The 16993-nt window shown below is 65.3% G+C and carries 10 protein-coding genes; 8 read left to right on the top strand and 2 right to left on the bottom strand.

Annotated elements, in window-relative coordinates:
* Positions 1–118: 118 nt before the first annotated feature.
* Both CSQ92_RS05550 and CSQ92_RS05545 read right to left on the bottom strand, forming a co-directional pair.
* Positions 119–3079: a TonB-dependent receptor plug domain-containing protein gene (locus CSQ92_RS05550; protein WP_099393473.1), complete on the bottom strand. Its 2961-nt coding sequence runs from the start codon at positions 3077–3079 to the stop codon at positions 119–121.
* A gap of 98 nt (positions 3080–3177) precedes the next feature.
* Positions 3178–6528 (bottom strand): TIM-barrel domain-containing protein, encoded by a 3351-nt coding sequence (locus CSQ92_RS05545; RefSeq protein ID WP_257219131.1) that lies wholly within the window; start codon positions 6526–6528, stop codon positions 3178–3180.
* Positions 6529–6873: 345 nt separating this feature from the next.
* On the opposite strand from CSQ92_RS05545, the gene CSQ92_RS05540 reads away from it, so the two are divergent.
* From CSQ92_RS05540 to CSQ92_RS05505, 8 genes are all read left to right on the top strand, one after another.
* Positions 6874–8010, top strand: a complete 1137-nt coding sequence (locus CSQ92_RS05540; protein WP_099393472.1) for an SIS domain-containing protein — start codon at positions 6874–6876, stop codon at positions 8008–8010.
* Complete coding sequence (locus CSQ92_RS05535; protein ID WP_034781636.1) at positions 7997–8950, top strand: ROK family protein; 954 nt, start codon at positions 7997–7999, stop codon at positions 8948–8950. Before CSQ92_RS05540 ends, CSQ92_RS05535 begins: the two co-directional genes overlap by 14 nt.
* Complete coding sequence (locus CSQ92_RS05530; RefSeq protein WP_218964059.1) at positions 8950–10293, top strand: D-tagatose-bisphosphate aldolase, class II, non-catalytic subunit; 1344 nt, start codon at positions 8950–8952, stop codon at positions 10291–10293. Before CSQ92_RS05535 ends, CSQ92_RS05530 begins: the two co-directional genes overlap by 1 nt.
* 36 nt (positions 10294–10329) lie before the next feature.
* Entirely contained in the window at positions 10330–11097 is a 768-nt protein-coding gene (locus tag CSQ92_RS05525; RefSeq protein WP_034781637.1) for a DeoR family transcriptional regulator, read from the top strand.
* 3 nt (positions 11098–11100) lie between these two features.
* Positions 11101–12195 carry an N-acetylglucosamine-6-phosphate deacetylase gene (locus tag CSQ92_RS05520; protein WP_099393471.1) on the top strand — a complete coding sequence of 365 codons (1095 nt, stop codon included), beginning with the start codon at positions 11101–11103 and terminating at the stop codon, positions 12193–12195.
* A gap of 51 nt (positions 12196–12246) precedes the next feature.
* Positions 12247–14034, top strand: a complete 1788-nt coding sequence (locus tag CSQ92_RS05515) for an MFS transporter (RefSeq protein WP_099393470.1) — start codon at positions 12247–12249, stop codon at positions 14032–14034.
* 211 nt (positions 14035–14245) lie between these two features.
* Complete coding sequence (locus CSQ92_RS05510) at positions 14246–15643, top strand: amino acid permease (protein ID WP_099393469.1); 1398 nt, start codon at positions 14246–14248, stop codon at positions 15641–15643.
* Between the two features lie 59 nt (positions 15644–15702).
* Positions 15703–16989 carry a DUF445 domain-containing protein gene (locus tag CSQ92_RS05505; RefSeq protein WP_099393468.1) on the top strand — a complete coding sequence of 429 codons (1287 nt, stop codon included), beginning with the start codon at positions 15703–15705 and terminating at the stop codon, positions 16987–16989.
* Positions 16990–16993: the final 4 nt, after the last annotated feature.

Below are 16993 nucleotides of genomic sequence, written 5' to 3'. Positions count from 1 at the left end.
TCCTCTTTCACTTACGTTTATCTTTCGTATTGTGCATATTGGAGTATTGTATTTTCTTTTTCATGGCAATACCCCGGCCCGCACCATGCCGGCTGACGGACCGGGGCATCGTCACGCTCTAAAAGAACTTGTAGCTGGCCGACAGGGCAAACTGGCGGCCGAACAGGTCCTGGCTATGGTTGTAGCCTTCCCAGCCGTTCGGGTCGTAGTACGGCTGCTTGTTGAACGCGTTTTTCACGTTCAGGCCCACGTCCAGGTTCTTCAGCGGCTTCCAGCTGAAGGCCAGGTTCACCGTGGTGTATGACGGCGCGCCCTTGCACTGGCCGGCCGGCAAGGCCACCGAGGCGGCAGTGCAGTTTTCCGGCGTGTTGTCCTTGTCCCAGGGACCATACGCCCAGCGCGTCTTGCCTGAATAGTTGATAAAGACGCTGCTGACGAAGTTGCGGTAGCTCCAGTCGGCGTTGACGGTAGCGCGGTAGCGCGGCGAATCGTAATAGCCGACGGTATTGCCCTTGATGTCGCTGCCGTCTTCGCTGTCATGGGTGTCGCGCTTGCGGATGGTGGCCGCGATGCCAGTGCTCAGCTTGCCCCAGTCGCCGAGCGCAAAGCGCGTGCGCGCATCGATGTCCACGCCATCCATCAGGGTGCGGCCACGGTTCGAATACGAGTTGATCAAGCCGCCCAGGTTGCCCACCGAGTAGCCGGGCACGCCGCCGGCGCACACGCCCGCATTGGCGGGATTGGCGCACATGGCCGCCACGGCCGCGACGTTGCCCCGGTCCGTATCCGTCAGGTCGTTGCGGATGGCGCTGGGCGTGCCGGCCAGGGTCGGGCCGTACTTGGCCACCAGTTCCGTAAACAGTTCGTTGAAGTCCTGGCGCACGATTTCGTCGCGGCGGTTGATGAACCAGTAATCGATGGAGATGCTCACGTCCTTGGCCGGCTGCAGCACCAGGCCCACGGTCGATATCTTCGCCTTTTCCGGACGCAGATTCTGGTTCGGCGGCGTCAGGCCGCCCACCGTCGTGGAGCAGTTCGAATTGAGCAAACTCTTGCCCAGGTCCGCATCCGTCGCCACCGCGGACTTCATCAGGGCGCGCGCCATGGCATTCGTTTCGTCGCAGCGCACGGTGTCGCGGATGCCGCCCACCTGCGCAAAGACGCCGCCCGTTCCCGATTCGGCCAGGTTGGGTGCGCGGAAGCCTTCCGAATACGTCCCGCGCAGCATCAGGTCGGGCCGCGCGCGCCAGATCACGCCCAGCTTGGGCGCCAGGTTGGCGGCGAAGTGCGGGTATTTGTCCAGGCGCGCGGCCGCGTTGACTTCCAGGGTGTCGCTGAGCGGCACCACCACTTCGCCAAACACGGCGGCGATGGTGCGCTTGCCATCGAACCAGGAACCGCCCTGCTGCGTAATCAAGCCATTCGCCGCATCCGCGTTGCCGGGCGTGAGGAAGCTCTCGCGCATGATGTTGGTGCCCACGGCGGCGCGCACTTCGCGCTCGCCCAGCTTGAACAGGGTGCCTTCCAGCTTCGCATCCCACGTCATCAGCTTGGTCCACGATTCGATGGCGAAGGTCGGGTAGGCCGCGCGCACCAGCGCCGCATTGGCCTCGCTGATTTCGCCGAACTTGTAGGCGGGATTGTCGGAGATATACGTGCGGCCGCTGACGGGATCCTTTGTGAACGGGCCGAACGCCTGCTCGAATCCCTTGATGTTGATGTTCGCCGTCTGGAACAGGGTCGAATGGCTGCCCGCCACGCTGAGCGCCGTTTCAAAATCCCAGCCGCCGCCGATGCTGCCGCGCAGGCCGACGAGCGCGCGGTAGTTTTCATCGACATTCTTCTGGCCGAAGTGGCCCGTCGCATCCTGCAGCAGGTAATTCAAGCCGGCCGCGCCGCCCATCTTCGCCACCATATCGGCATCGAGCTTGCCTTTCAGGTAGACGTTGTTCGGGCTCAGGAAAGGCGTGGCGAAGGTATTCAGGGTATTGCCCGTATTGCGCGCGAACCAGTTATTCGTGCTGCCGCTATTGAAGCTGGACGGACCATTCTCGCCGCGCATCTTGATGTGGGTGAAGGCGCCTTCCGCGAACGCTTCCATGTCGCCGCCGAGTTTCAGCCGGCCGCTCAGGTAAGCCGTGGCGCGCTCCGAGGTAGGCCCCGTGTCAAGCTGGTTGGGCAGCGCATTCCACACGCAGCGCGTGCCCGACGCTTCGGTGATGCTGTTGTTGCAGCCATTGACGGCGCGCTGGGTGCGCGCATTGTTCTTCGCCTTGTCGAAGACAAAAAAGGTCCCGGGATTCATCGTGCCCGGTTCGCTGCCCACGCCCACGCGCATGTTCGGGATGAAATTGGGATTGTTCGCATAAAAATACGCGGGACGCTTGCGCCAGGTATCGGCCAGCGCGATGCGGTCGCGCTGGTAGACGTTCACGGAACCGTAGATGTTGTAGCCGTCGCTGGCCAGGTCGCCCAGGCCATACAGCACGCTGGCCTGGCGCTCGCCATAGGCTTTCACGCTGGGCGAAAATTCGCCATTGGCGCGCGCTTCCAGGCCTTGATACGACTTCTTGGTGATCACGTTGATGACGCCGGCCACGGCATCGGAGCCATATACGGCCGATGCACCGTCCGTCAAAATCTCCATGCGCTCGATGGCGGCGGCGGGAATGGCGTCAATATTGACGAACATGGTCTGGAAACCAGCCGGCGCGCCATAGAACGACAGGCGGCGGCCATTCAGCAGCACCAGGGTGCCCTGTGCACCGAGGCCGCGCAAGTTCGCTTGCGAGCCGCCATCGGAACCCGTGAACATCGAGCGGAAGTCCTGCTGCGCCGGACGGGCCGCGGGCAGGTTGTCCAGCACTTGCAGCAAGGTGAGCGCGCCCATGTTTTCGATCTGCTTGGCGTTGATCACCTGTACCGGCGACGCCGTTTCCGCGTTGATGCGCTTCAGGCTGGAACCCGTCACTTCGACGCGAGCCAGTTTCTCCTCCTCCGCTGCCAGCGCCATTGATGCCAGCGCAGTTGAGCCCAATCCTACCGCCGCCATGGCGGCCATCAGTTTTTTCAAGTGCATTCCCATCTCCCTTTTTATAAGTGATTTGTTTTCGTCAGGCTGCAAGAGCCCCTCCCCGGTCCGAAGAGGGGCTCGTTTTTAGTGAAATGATTGAGTGCCTAGCGCGGCTTGACCGTCGCGCCTTCCGTGCCGGTCAGCACGGCATTGGCCCAGTTGCCGCAGACCTGGGCCGCTCGGGCGCCGCGCGCGCCCAGGGTGCGCAAACTGAGCTGGCTCAGGCCGCGCACGTCGATTTCGGGTTTGACCACCCCGGGAGCCGTGACCAGGCCGCTGTCGTACAGCAGCCGCTCACCGCTCCAGACCTGGAATTGCAAGCCGCCCGCGCTGCGGCAGCTATCGTCCACGCCCAGGTCGGCGCGCAGCAGATTCCAGTTGCCCGCCAGCTGCAAGTCAATGCGGCTGGCAGGTCCCACGCCGAGGCCCTTGCGGAACCACAGCCCGTTCATGCGCATCTCGGCCGCCTTGCCGGCTGGCCGGTCTTTCGCGATATTCTTCGGCAGCGCCAGGTCCGACAGATAGCGCTGCACCTCCGCGCCTTCGGCCACGCGGTGTTCGAGTACGCGGAATTCGGACAAGGTGACGGGCGCCACGTCGGTGGCCAGCGCCGCATCGAACGCGCGCGCCACCGGCGCGCCTTGCGCCGCCGTCACCATCGGGTCCAGGGACGCCGCGCCATCGCCTTCCGGATTTTGCGTGCTCATCACGCGGAAGCGCAGCAAGCGCCCGGCCGTGGCGGGGAAGCTGATGGTCTGCGTCCCCTCTTGCAGTTTCAGGGTGCCGCGTGCCATCGGAGCGCCCCACTCGCCGTTGTTGTCGCCGATGTAGATTTCATAGTCGCGCACCTGGCCATGCTTCCAGTGCTGGTCGTTGCGCGGCGCCAGTTCGATGCCGTCCACCAGGCGCCGTTCCGTAAAGCCGACCACCCATTCGTGCGGACCGCTTTTCACGGACGGGCTGCGCACGGTGCGGAACCACGTCTCCGGCTTGCCATCGAAGGCGTTTTCCAGCGGGTAGCCGCTTTCTTCCGCAGGACGCGCCACCACCTGCATGGCGTCGGCCGGCAAGGCGCGGCCCGGCACGGGAGCGGCCGGGAAATCGGCGTCGGCTCGCGCCACGGCCAGCGCGCCGGCGACTTGCAGCATCAAAGGCTGGCGGATGTCCTGCGCCGCCACTTTCACGTGCAGGGTGCCTTTTCTATCGGCCGCATCGAAGAACCAGCCTTCTGCCGCCTTGTCGTAGGCGGCACGGTCGGCGAATGCCGCGATCAGCCGTTCGCCGGCGCGCACGGCGGCCGGGGCCTGGCCGGCCAGCATGCGCAGCGCATAGCCGCGGCGCCCTTCCTGGCCCTGATACTTGCCATCAACGACGCCGATATCGACCTGCACGTCGGCGCCCGTCTGGCGCATGCGGATGACTTGCTGGCTGAAGGCGCCGCCCTGGTACTGGCGCGTGTTGCCGTCGTCTTCATACAGGGTGTAGTCGGAATCGCCTTGCGGATACACATCGAGCGTGAGCTGGTCCTTCGGCTTCTGGCCGTCGTACAGCATTTCCGGATACATGGGCAGGATGGCGCCGGCGCGCACGAACACGGGCAGCTTGTCCAGCGTGACCTGCATATCCAGGTCGCGCCCTTGCGCGTCCGCCGTGGCCTGGCGGCCATCCCAGTAGTCGTACCACGTACCCTGCGGCAGGTGGATGCCCTTGCGCCAGCCGCCGCTGACGGCCTGGCTGCGGTAGACAGGCGCCACCAGCACATCGCGGCCCAGCAGGAATTGATATTTATAGGCTTCCGTGTAGGCGGCCGGGTCTTGCGGATAATCCCACATCAGGCCCCGCACCAGCGGCGCGCCCGATTGTTCGGCTTCGCGCACGAGGGTATACATATACGGCGTCAAACGCATCTTGAGCTTCAGATAGCGGCGGTTGATGTCGCGGTACGGCTGCTCGAACCACCACGGATGCTTGCGCTCGGCCGCGGCCCAGCCGGACATGCCCATCAGGACGGGCGTAAAACTTTTCCACTGCAAGTCGCGCAGATAGGTTTCCGGGCTGCCGCCAAAGATGGCGTCCACGTCGCCGGACGCATACGCCTGGCCGGACAGGCCCGAGCCGATCAGGGTCGGGATGTGCCAGCGGATGTAATCCCAGCTGGCGCTCTGGTCGCCCGTCCATGCCACGGCGTAGCGCTGGATGCCGGCCCAGCCCATCACCGTCCACAGGAACGGGCGGCTGTCGGAGTTGTTCAGGATGCCGTCATACGCCGACTTGTTCGCATCCATGGCGAACTGGTAGCCCTTGCCCGTCCACGCCACGTCCAGCTTTTGCACGCGGCTGCCCGCCTGGCCCACTTCCCAGGCAATCTTGTCGACGCCGTTTTCCGTCCACAGGCCCGTGCGGAAGCCATAGCCTGCCAGGCCCTTCACCGTTTCCGGCAAGTTCGTGTAGCCGCAGCCATAACCGTCGTTGGGCAGGATCCAGCCGCCCGGCATGTCGTGTTCGCGGTACTGGCGCGCCACGCTTTCCACCACGTCCGGCGTCTTGCCCGTGGGGCCGTCCGTCCAGCCCTTCGGCACGGAGCCGGGCTTTTTCACGTTGTCGCCATCGTTGTAGCAATCGGCGTCGCCGTATTCCAGCGCCCAGCGGGGCAGCATGCGCGCGCGGCCCGTCAAGTCCGTGTAGCGGGCGACGACGTCGCGCAGATCCTTGCCGACGAAGAAATACGCATCGAAGCGGCCTTCCGCGTGCTGCAGCGAGATCTGCTCCTGGTCGCGCAAGTCGTAATTGCCGTCTGCCCAGGTATTGCGCAGCATGCCCCAGCCCCGTGAACTCATCAAGAATGGCGCGGGATTCGGCCGGTCGCCCTCTTCCCAGCCGCCCGAATACGACACGGGCACCTGCTTGCCCTTGAATTCGAAGCGGCCATTCTGCTGGCCGCCGCCAAAGTACCGCTCGCCCGGCAGGCTCGATAACACTTGCACGCCCTGTTTGTCGTCGAGCGACAGCGGCTGCACCTCGCGCCACAGGGGCACCGCGTCGCCCTTGCGCAACAGGGTAAAGCGCAACGGTTTGCGGTCGATACGCAGGCTCAAGGCATCAGTGCTGATCAGGATGTGGTCGGGCTGTTCATTGATCCGGTACGCCACCTGCGCGGCAGGCTGGCCCACGACGATGGGCGCGGCCTTGTCGCCTGGCCCCGTCAAGCCGCCTTTGCCGCCCGCCTGGATGCGCAGCACGTCCGCCTGCGGCAGGCTGATACGCAGCTGCATGCCCGTATCGCTGCGCACATCCCAGCCCACTGCCTCGCCCTTGGCCACGTCGGCCGCGCGCACGGCGGAGAGCGACTGCAGATTGCCGATAGTCGCGGCATGCAGGCCGGGCGCAGACAGGGTGGCAAGGGCGGCGAGGACACAGGCGGCAAGGACGCGGCGGGGAAGCGGGAGAGGGTTCATCTGCTGGCTTTCAGAAGTGATTCAATGAAATTACTTTAAGAAGAAAAATAAATATCGTCAACCAAAAGAAAGTTATGGCGCCAATTTATTAATAAAATGCCTAAAATAAGCCAATTTATCTTACGTTTCATTCAAATTCCACAGCGCAATCTTTCGTTATCGTCGCATTTCAGCGACAAGCCGCGCCGCCACACGCTTTTGCGCTGCACCGCAGCATGTTTCACGGCCTTTAAAACGACATTATTTCGCAAGGCATACAACTATTTACTTTCGTTTTGCTTTCGTATTTGACTTTTCGAAATTTAGTATTTATGCTTTCTCCAACAAACACTTTACTGACACTCCATGACTACCCTTCTTCAGCGTGACATTCAAACCTGGCGCGACATCGGCGGCCTGCACACGGCCGAGGAAATCGCGCACCAGCCAGCCATCTGGCGCGCGCTGGCCACTATTTTGCGCAACGAACAAGCGGCCCTGGCCGCCTTCCTCGGCGACACGCTGTCCAATCCGCAGCAACGCGTCATCCTGACGGGCGCCGGCAGCTCGGCCTATGTGGGCGAAATCGTCGTCGATACCCTGAATGCGGCATGGCCCGCGCAGATCCGCGCCATCGCCACCACGACTTTGCTGACGCACCATGAGCTGTATCTGGAAGCGGACGCGCCCACCCTGCTCGTCTCGTTTGCCCGCAGCGGCGACAGCCCGGAAAGCCTGGCGGCCGTGGAACTGCTGCGCCAGGTCGTGCCCGGCGCGCGCTTCCTGAACATCACCTGCAACGCGGACGGCAAGCTGGCGCGCCAGGGCGCGAACGACGCCAATACGTATAACCTGCTGATGCCGGAAGGCAGCTGCGATCGCGGCTTCGCCATGACCAGCAGCTTTAGCAGCATGCTGCTGGCAGCCCTGTCGGTACTGGGCAAGGACACGGATCTGAACCGCCTGGAGACCCTGGCGCAGCTGGGCGAGCAAGCCTTGCGCGACTGGTCGGCCCCCGTGGCGGACCTGGGCTCGACTCCCGTGCAGCGCGTGGTCTACCTGGGCAGCGGCCCGCTGGAAGCGCTGGCCAAGGAAGCGGCATTGAAAATCCTGGAATTGACGGGTGGCCGCGTGATGGCGATGGCGAATACGCCGCTCGGTTTCCGCCACGGCCCGAAATCGGCTGTCACCACGGAGTCGCTGGTGATCCTGCTGCGCAGCAGCAAGCCGCTGGCGCGCCAGTACGAAGACGACCTGTTGAAAGAACTGCAGCGCGACAGCGTGGCGCAGACGTGCCTGACCGTAGGCATCGGCGGCGACCTGTCAGCCGATGCGCCGGCCTGGCCAGACGCCTGGCTGGCTCCGCTGTGGCTGCTGATGGCGCAGCAATATGCGCTGCACCAGTCCGCGCTGCTGCAACTGCGTCCCGACAATCCATTCGCCGGCGGCATCGTCAACCGTGTCGTGCAGGGCGTCACCATCTATGGCCATGACCAATTCTAACCACACAGCCGGCTACCACGGCATCGACATCGGCGGCAGCAAGATGGAGCTGGTCGCCTTTGCCGACCGCGACGGCGCGCTGACGGAAGTGTTCCGCGAACGGGTGGCCACGCCGGGCGACGATTTTGCCGCCTTCGTGCAAGCCATCGTCGACCTGGTGGCGCGCGGCGACGCCGCCCTGGGCACGACGGCGCCTGTCGGCATCGGCCTGCCCGGCGTGATCGACAGCGCCAGCGGCCGGCAACTGAGCTCCAACGTGCCGGCCCTGAACGGCCGCCTGGTGGCGCAAACCCTGCAGCAGGCCTTGAAACGTCCTGTCGCCATCGGCAACGATTGCCAGTGCTTCGCCCTGTCGGAAGCGCAAGGCGGCGCGGCCGACAATGCCGCCAGCATGTTCGGCGCCATCCTCGGCACGGGCGCTGGCGGCGGCTATTGCGTGGGTGGCCAGCTGCTGCGCGGCTTTAACGGCGTGGCCGGCGAATGGGGCCACTGGAGCCTGCCCGCCACCCTGCTGGCGCAGCATGGTTTGGCCGATTACCCCTGCCCGTGCGGCAAGGCGGGCTGCCTGGAGCGCTATGTCTCCGGCCCCGCCATGCGCAAAATCCACGCGCACTTTGGCGGCGACGGCGCAGAGCCTTTGGCCATCGTGGCGCGCGCCAACATGGGCGATGCCGTGGCCCAGCGCACGGTGGCCGTGCACCTCGATGTGCTGGGCCACGCGCTGGCCGGCCTGGTGCTGGCCTATGACCCGCACGTCATCGTGCTCGGCGGCGGCCTGTCCAAGCTGCCGCACCTGTACGACAAGCTGCCGGCCGCCGTCAAGCGCCACCTGTTCCCCGGCGTGCACGTGCCGCCCATTTTGCCGCCCCGCTTTGGCGATGCCGGCGGCGCGCGCGGCGCGGCCCTTTTGATACGACAACATACAAAGGCGTCAACATGATGAATCAAGCGGAAAACCCGACTTTTACCCTGTCCCCGATCCAGCAAGTGATCAAGGCGCACCGCCGCGGCGAGCGCGTGGGACTGTACGCCGTCTGCTGCAGCCACCCGAGCGTGCTGCACGCCGCCATGCGCGTGGCCAGCGAGTACGACACCGTGCTGCTGGTCGAGGCGACGTCGAACCAGGTCGACCAGTTCGGCGGCTACACGGGCATGACGCCGGCCGTTTTCCGCGACACCATGCTGGCACTGGCCCGCGAACAGGGTTTTCCCGCCAGCCGCCTTGTGCTGGGCGGCGACCATCTGGGTCCGAACGCCTGGCAGCACCTTGATGCGGCCACCGCGATGAACCACGCCGAAACCCTGATCGCCGCGTATGCGTCGGCCGGTTTCCACAAGATCCACCTCGATTGCAGCATGCGCTGCATTGATGACCCCTTGCAGCTCGACGATGAAACCGTGGCCGCCCGTTCGGCGCGCCTGTGCATCGTCGCCGAGGAAGCGGCAGCCGCCGCCGGCTTCGCGCCACCCGTCTACGTGATCGGCACGGAAGTGCCGATTCCCGGCGGCGAAGCGTCGCTGGCGCAGGCCGGCGCCGTCACCAGCCCGCAAGCGGCGCGCCGCACCCTCGACGTGCACCGCCGCGCGTTTCTCGAGAACGACCTGCATGGCGCCTGGCGGCGGGTCATCGCCATGGTGGTGCAGCCGGGCGTCGATTTCGACCAGAGCAGCATCCAGCATTACGACGCGGACGCCGCCACCGAGCTGTCGGCCTTTGTCGCCGAGCAGCCTGGCCTCGTGTTCGAAGCCCATTCCACCGACTATCAGCGCGAGTCCGCCCTGCATGCCATGGTGCGCGACCACTTCGCCATCCTGAAAGTGGGGCCTGCCGCCACCTTCGCCCTGCGCGAGGCGCTGTTCGCCCTGTGCCAGATCGAGGAAGAACTGCTGCCGGCGCACGCCACCTCGCAGCTGATGCAGGTGCTCGACGACGTGATGGTGGCCAAGCCGAAGAACTGGATCAAGCATTACCTGGGCACGCCGGAAGAACAGCGATTGATGCGCCGCTACGGCTTGAGCGACCGTTGCCGCTATTACTGGGGCGAGCCGGAAGTGGCGGCCGCCGTCGGCAAGCTGCTGGCCAATCTGGACACCGTGGCCATTCCGCTGCCGCTGCTGAGCCAGCATTTGCCGGAACAGTACCTGGCCGTGGTGCAGGGCAGCTTGCCAGCGCAGGCGCCAGCCTTGATCGAGCACAAGATCGGCAGCTTGCTGGCGCAATATGCGCGCGCCTGCAACCGCAATGCGGCAGTGGCCGTCATTGCCGAAGCGGCAATCTGTTAAGCTCGGTATTTTTCATTTTTTACTGAGCCCGCCACCATGCGAAATACCAGCCAACGCCGTGAATCCATCCTCCAAATGCTTGCCCAGCAGGGCTCGGTGCAGGTGACCGATCTGGTGGAAAAGCTCGGCGTGTCCGCGGTCACCATCCGCAGCGACTTGAATGCGCTGGAAGCGCAAGGCATGGCCACGCGCAGCCACGGCGGCGCGACCCTGACGCGCACGCCGCCGCCCGAGCACACGATACGCCAGAAGGATGCCATCAACCACGAGCAGAAGGAGCGCATCGGCGCCTATGCGGCGCGGCTGGTGGAACCGGGCGACAACATCATCATCGACTCGGGCACCACCACCATTTCGCTGGCGCGCCATCTGCGCGATGCGACGGGCGTGACGGTGGCCACGAATGGCCTGAACATCGCGTGGGAACTGGCCGACGCGCCGGGCGTGGACCTGATCCTGACCGGCGGCCTGCTGCGCAAGCAGTCGCTGTCGATCCAGGGCAGCCAGGCGGAAACCTGCCTGCAGGCGTACAGCTTCGACAAGCTGTTCCTGGGCGTGGACGGCTTCGACCTGCAATTTGGCGTGACCACCCACCACGAAGCGGAAGCAAGCCTGAACCACAAGATGGTGGAACGGGCCAAGAAAATCATCGTCCTCACGGACGCCTCCAAGTTCGGCCGCGTCAGCCTGCACCGCATCGTGCAGCTGGACCGGGTCGATACCGTCATCACCGATGCCAGCATCAGCCAGGAGTACCGCGAAGGGCTGCAAAAGCTGGGCATCGAACTTTTTATAGCGGAATAACACATGCTGAGCGGCAGAATCCTTACCCCATCTGGCTGGATCACGGGCACCATCACTTTTGACCAGCGCATCGTCCAGATACAAGAAGACCCTGCCGCCGACAGTGCGCTGACCATCCTGCCCGGCTTCATCGACCTGCACGTGCATGGCGCGGCCGGCGTCGACATCATGGAGGGCGGCGACGCCGGCGCCACCGTGGCGCAGTTGCATGCGCGCCACGGCACCACGGCCCTGCTGGGCACGACCCTGACAGCCAAGGAGCCATCGATCCTGCGCGCCCTGCAAGGCCTGGCCGGCGTCATCGCCGAGCGCCCGGCCAACGGCGCGCGCATGCTGGGCGTGCACCTGGAGGGCCCGTTCCTGAACCTGCACCGCCTGGGCGCGCAGCCGCCCGACGTGGTGCAGGCCAGCCTGGCGCTGGTGCAGCGCTTTCACGCCATCGCCCCCATCAAGGTCTTGACCATGGCGCCGGAAATCCCCGGCCACCTGGAACTGATCCCGCAACTGGCGGCGATGGGCATCCGCGTGCAGATCGGCCACAGCGCCGGCACGTATGACGAAGGCGTCGCGGCGTTGCAGGCCGGCGTCTCCGGTTTTACGCACCTGTACAACGGCATGACGGGCATGACGCATTACGACCCCGGCATGGTGGGCGCGGCGCTGGCGCATGCGGAATACGCGGAAATCATCCCCGACCTGCAGCACGTAGCCAAGGGTGCCCTGCGCGCGGCCCTGCGCGCCATCCCGCGCCTGTACGGCGTAACGGACGCCACCTCGGCCACCGGCATGCCCGATGGCGAATACGGCCTGGGCACGCAGCGCGTCTACAAATGCCTGGGCTGCGTGCGCCTGGCAACGGGCTCGCTGGCCGGCAGCGTGCTGACCATGGACCAGGCGCTGCGCAATTTCGTCGACCTGGGCCTGGACCTGGCCGACGCCTCGAACCGCTTGTCGCTGTACCCGGCCGACTACCTGGGCGAATCCGAACGGGGCCGCCTGGCGCCCGGCGCCTGGGCCGATATCGTCGTCCTCGATGCCAACTTGCAGCCAGTGTCCGTCTTCGTCGAAGGCGCGGCCATCGATCTTTCCACCCGCTAGATTCAGTCTCTAGACCCAGCCCCCCAACCTCAACCCCGTCCCGGAGTTTTCATGCACGACACGTCACACAAGGCCCCCGTGTGGGCCATGCGCTACCTGCTATTTATTGCCGGCATGGGGGGATTGCTGTACGGCATAGACATCGGCATCATCGCCGGTGCCCTGCCCTACCTGGAATCGACGGCCTCCGTGGCCTGGAAACTGACGGCTCAGCAGCTGAGCTTTATCGTCGCCGCCGTGCTGCTGGGCTCCGTCCTGTCATCGCTGTTCGCCGGCGCCCTGGCCGACCTGCTCGGCCGGCGCTGGGTGATGTTCCTGGCCGGCGCCCTGTTCAGCGCCAGCATCCCGCTGATCGCCCTGGCCGACGGCTACACGCCGCTGTTGCTGGGCCGCCTGCTGCAAGGCATCAGCGGCGGCTTGATCGGCGTCGTCGTGCCCCTGTACCTGGCAGAATGCCTGCCCGCGCAACAGCGCGGGCGCGGTGCCGCCCTGTTCCAGCTGCTGCTGACCATCGGCCTGGTGGCCGCCGCCCTGATCGGCCTGCTGCAAGCGCAGACGGTGGAAACGGCCACGCAGGCGGCGCAAGCCTTGCCGGAAGCGGGCCGCATCGCCGCCATCTTCACTGCCAAGGACCACGCCTGGCGCAGCATCTTCTGGGTCTGCCTGACGCCGGGCCTCGTATTTACCATCGGCGCCCTGCTGCTGGCCGAATCGCCGCGCTGGCTGGCGCAACGGGGCCGCATCGAGCAGGCGCGCCAGTCGCTGCTGCGCACGCGATTGCCAGCCGCCGCTGACATCGAACTGCGCGAGATGCAGGACACGCCGGAGAATACGGCCAAGGCAAGCGGCAAGGCCAGGGATCCGCTGCTGAGCCGCCGCTACGTGCTGCCCTTCCTGCTGGCCTGCCTGATCCTCGCCTGCACGCAGGCGACGGGCATCAATTCCATCCTCGCCTATGTCGTCAATATCCTCAACCAGGCGGGCCTGTCGGGCGCCTCGGCCAATATGGCGGACGTGTTATTGAAAGTACTGAACGCCGTGATGACGGTGGTGGCCGTGCTGCTGGTGGACCGCAAGGGCCGCAAATTCCTGCTGATGCTGGGCACGGGCGGCATCGTCGTCTCGCTGCTGGCGGCCGGCCTGCTGTTCCGCGGCGCCGAAGCGCACCTGGCCGACGTGCGCCCCGCCATCGCGGCGCAAGTGCAAGCGGACAGCCTGTCCTTGCACCTCGATGCGGCTACCTTGACGGCCCTGGGCGCGGCGGCCGACGGCACGCCGCAACAGCTGACCATCGCCTACGCCTACGGCCCGTTCACGAATGTGAAAAGCCTGCGCAGCGACGATCCCGTGCTGCGCCAGGTGTCCATCGCCCGCGAAGACGCCGTGCAGGCCGACAGCGTGATCGGCGTGTTCTTCCGCAAGCTGCACCTGAACCCGTTCGCCGACCCGGCCGCCGGACGCGAAGCGCCGCTGCGCATCGAGAAGGCCAGCCTGGGTCCCGTGCCCTCGTCCACCCACGGCTGGCTGGTAGCGATTGCCATCTGCGTGTTCGTTTCCAGCTTTGCAGTCGGCCCGGGCGTATGCGTGTGGCTGGCCCTGTCCGAGCTGATGCCGACCCGCATCCGCTCGAACGGCATGAGCATCGCCCTGCTCGTCAACCAGTTCGTCTCGACGGTGATCGCCGCCATCTTCCTGCCGACCGTGGGCTTGCATGGTTACTCGACGCTGTTCTTCTTTGGCGCCGGCTGCACCGTGCTGTACTTCCTGGCGGCCGCGTTTTTGCTCCCTGAAACGAAGGGCAAGACCCTGGAAGAGATCGAGGCGCATTTTTCAAAGTAAACCCACGTAACCATTTGTAGCAGTCTCCTTTCCAGCCCCGGTTCATCATCCCGGGGCTTTTTTTTGCCTGCCAGGCAAGCTGACAGGGCTGGCGCGCGCGGCACTGTACGGTTTTTCTTCAGGAATCACGGGCGCCTGGGCTAGAATCTGGCTGCGTCGTGCTACTCACGAGGCGGCAATGGCGCCATGACAAAAACCACCAGGAGACACAGTGAGCTTATTTAGAACCAAGAATTTGGATGACATGATTGCCCACAGCAAGAAGCCAGGAGGATTGGCCAAGGTGCTGGGGCCCTTCGACCTTGTCCTCATGGGCATTGGCGCCATCGTCGGCACGGGCATTTTCGTACTCACCGGCACGGGCGCACTGACGGCCGGCCCCGCCCTGTCGCTGTCGTTTGTCGTGGCGGCCGTCGCCTGCTGCTTCGCCGCCCTGTGCTACGCGGAATTCGCCTCCACCGTGCCCGTGGCCGGCTCCATCTACACCTACAGCTATGCCACCCTGGGCGAGCTGGCCGCCTGGATGATAGGCTGGGACTTGCTGCTCGAGTACGGCCTGGCCGCTGCCGCCGTCTCCGTCGGCTGGTCCGGCTACTTCCAGTCGCTGCTGTCGGGCTTTGGCATCGCCCTGCCCGTCGCACTCACCGCCGCGCCGGGCGCGCTGCCCGGCGTGACGACCTTCATCAACCTGCCGGCCCTCGTCATCATGCTGCTGCTGACGGCCATGCTGGGCTGGGGCGTGCGCGAATCGGCGCGCCTGAACAACATCATGGTGGCCATCAAGGTGGGCGTGGTGCTGCTGTTTATTATCTTCGGCGCGCGCCACGTGCAGCCGGCCAACTGGCAGCCCTACATGCCGTTCGGCTACCACGGCATGCTGAGCGCCGCCGCCCTCGTCTTCTTTGCCTTCATCGGCTTTGACGCCGTCACCTCGGCCGCCGAGGAAGTCAAGAAGCCGTCGCGCGACCTGCCTATCGGGATCATCGGTTCGCTGGCCGTGTGCGCCGTGCTGTACGTGGTGGTGTCGGCCATCATGACGGGCATCGTGCCATACCAGAAATTCCTCGGCGTCGACCATCCCGTCTCGCTGGCCCTGCAATATGCGGGCGAAAACTGGATCGCCGGCTTCGTCGACCTGGGCGCCATCCTCGGCATGACCACCGTGATCCTCGTGATGGCCTTCGGCCAGACGCGCATCATCTTCGCCATGTCGCGCGACGGCCTGCTGCCCAAGCGCCTGTCGACCGTGCACCCGCGCTTCCACACGCCGTTCTTCGCCACCTGGCTGGTCGGCATCGTCTTCGGCCTGATCGCCGCCGTGATCCCGCTCAACATCCTCGCCGAGCTGATCAACATCGGCACGCTGGCCGCCTTCACCATGGTGTCGATAGCTGTCGTGGTGCTGCGCAAAAAGCGTCCCGACCTGCCGCGCGCCTTCCGCTGCCCCGGCGTGCCGTATGTGCCGGCGCTGGCCGTGATCCTGTGCGTGGGCCTGATGAGCTTCCTCAGCTGGGTCACCTGGGTGGCCTTCACCATCTGGCTGGTGATCGGCCTGGTGATCTACTTCGGCTACGCGCGCCGCCGTTCGCTGCTGCATCCGCAACAGTAATCCCGTCACTGCGCCATCGCAGTAAGATGGCGGTCTCGCAACTCTGCAGGCCGCCATCCATGCAACCTTCCCCCGACCTCATCGCACAGCTGGACCAGAGCACGGACCAGCTCAAGCGCGCGCGCCTGCGCAACATGCAGTGGCTGGCCGTTGGCTTGCTGCTGCTGGCCGCGCTGGTCTTCGCCGTGGCCCGTTCGCAGCGGGGCGGCCACCCCGCATGGGGCTATGTGGAAGCGTTCGCCGAAGCGGCCATGGTGGGGGCGATTGCCGACTGGTTCGCCGTCGTGGCCCTGTTCCGCCACCCGCTGGGCATCCCCCTGTGGCATACGGCCATCATCCCGAACAGCAAGGCGGACATAGGCCGCAGTCTGGGCGCCTTCGTGGAAAACCATTTCATCACCGAGCAAGGCATCGCCGAGCGCATTGTGCAAGCCGACCCCGCCGCGCGGCTGGGCGCCTGGCTCGGTGACGAGGTCCACGCGCAGCGGCTGGGCATGGCCAGCGCCAGTGTCGCCAGGCAGCTGCTGGCGATGGCCGATCACGAGAAACTGGGGCGTCTGCTGCGTGTACAGGCCAGCAGCTACCTGGGTCAATTGAATCTGTCGGACGTGGCGGCCGACTGCATCGATGCGCTGATCGCCGACGGCAAGCCGCAGGAACTGCTGGACTTCATGCTCGACCGCAGCGCCGCCTACCTGGACGACGAAGGTCACCACGCCGCCATCGGCGACTTCGTGCTGGGCGCTTTCCAGATCGAGAACGCGCTGGTGAAAAAAGCCGTGAAAGCGTACGAGCCCCGCATGATCGCCTCGCTGCAAAAATTCGCCCTCGCCGTGCGCGTCGACCCGCAGCACCCGCTGCGCCAGCGCATCGCCGGCTGGATCGCCGACAGCGCCTTGCACCTGAAGGCCGACCCGCAGTGGCAGGCAACGGTGCGCCGCTACCAGTTGCAGCTGGTCGCCAGCGACACGGTGCAAGCCATGCTGGGCGACGTCTGGAAGCACATCAGCACGCGCCTGCTGGCCGACCTGCACGCCGACCAGCCCGTGCTGGCGCAAGCCATCGCCAGCCTGGCACGCAACACGGGCAAGGTGCTGGAGACGGACAAAGCTGCGCGGGCATGGCTGAACGACGCCATCGTCGCCGGCAGCGGCTCGCTGGTGCGCCGCTACCGGGGCGAAGTGGGCGCCTTCATCGCCGCCCGCCTGGACCTGTGGAGCAAGGATGAAATGAGCGAACGCATCGAACTGGCCATCGGGCGCGACCTGCAATTCATCCGCATCAATGGCACCATTGTGGGCGGCCTGGCCGGCTTGCTGATTTATTCAGTCAGCCAGGCGTTTTAGCGCC

The organism is Janthinobacterium sp. BJB446, assembly GCF_002735655.1.
GTDB classification, from domain to species: Bacteria; Pseudomonadota; Gammaproteobacteria; order Burkholderiales; family Burkholderiaceae_D; genus Janthinobacterium; species Janthinobacterium lividum.
Note: the sequence above shows the minus strand (reverse complement) of the source record. Positions and strands in the feature narration are given on the sequence as shown.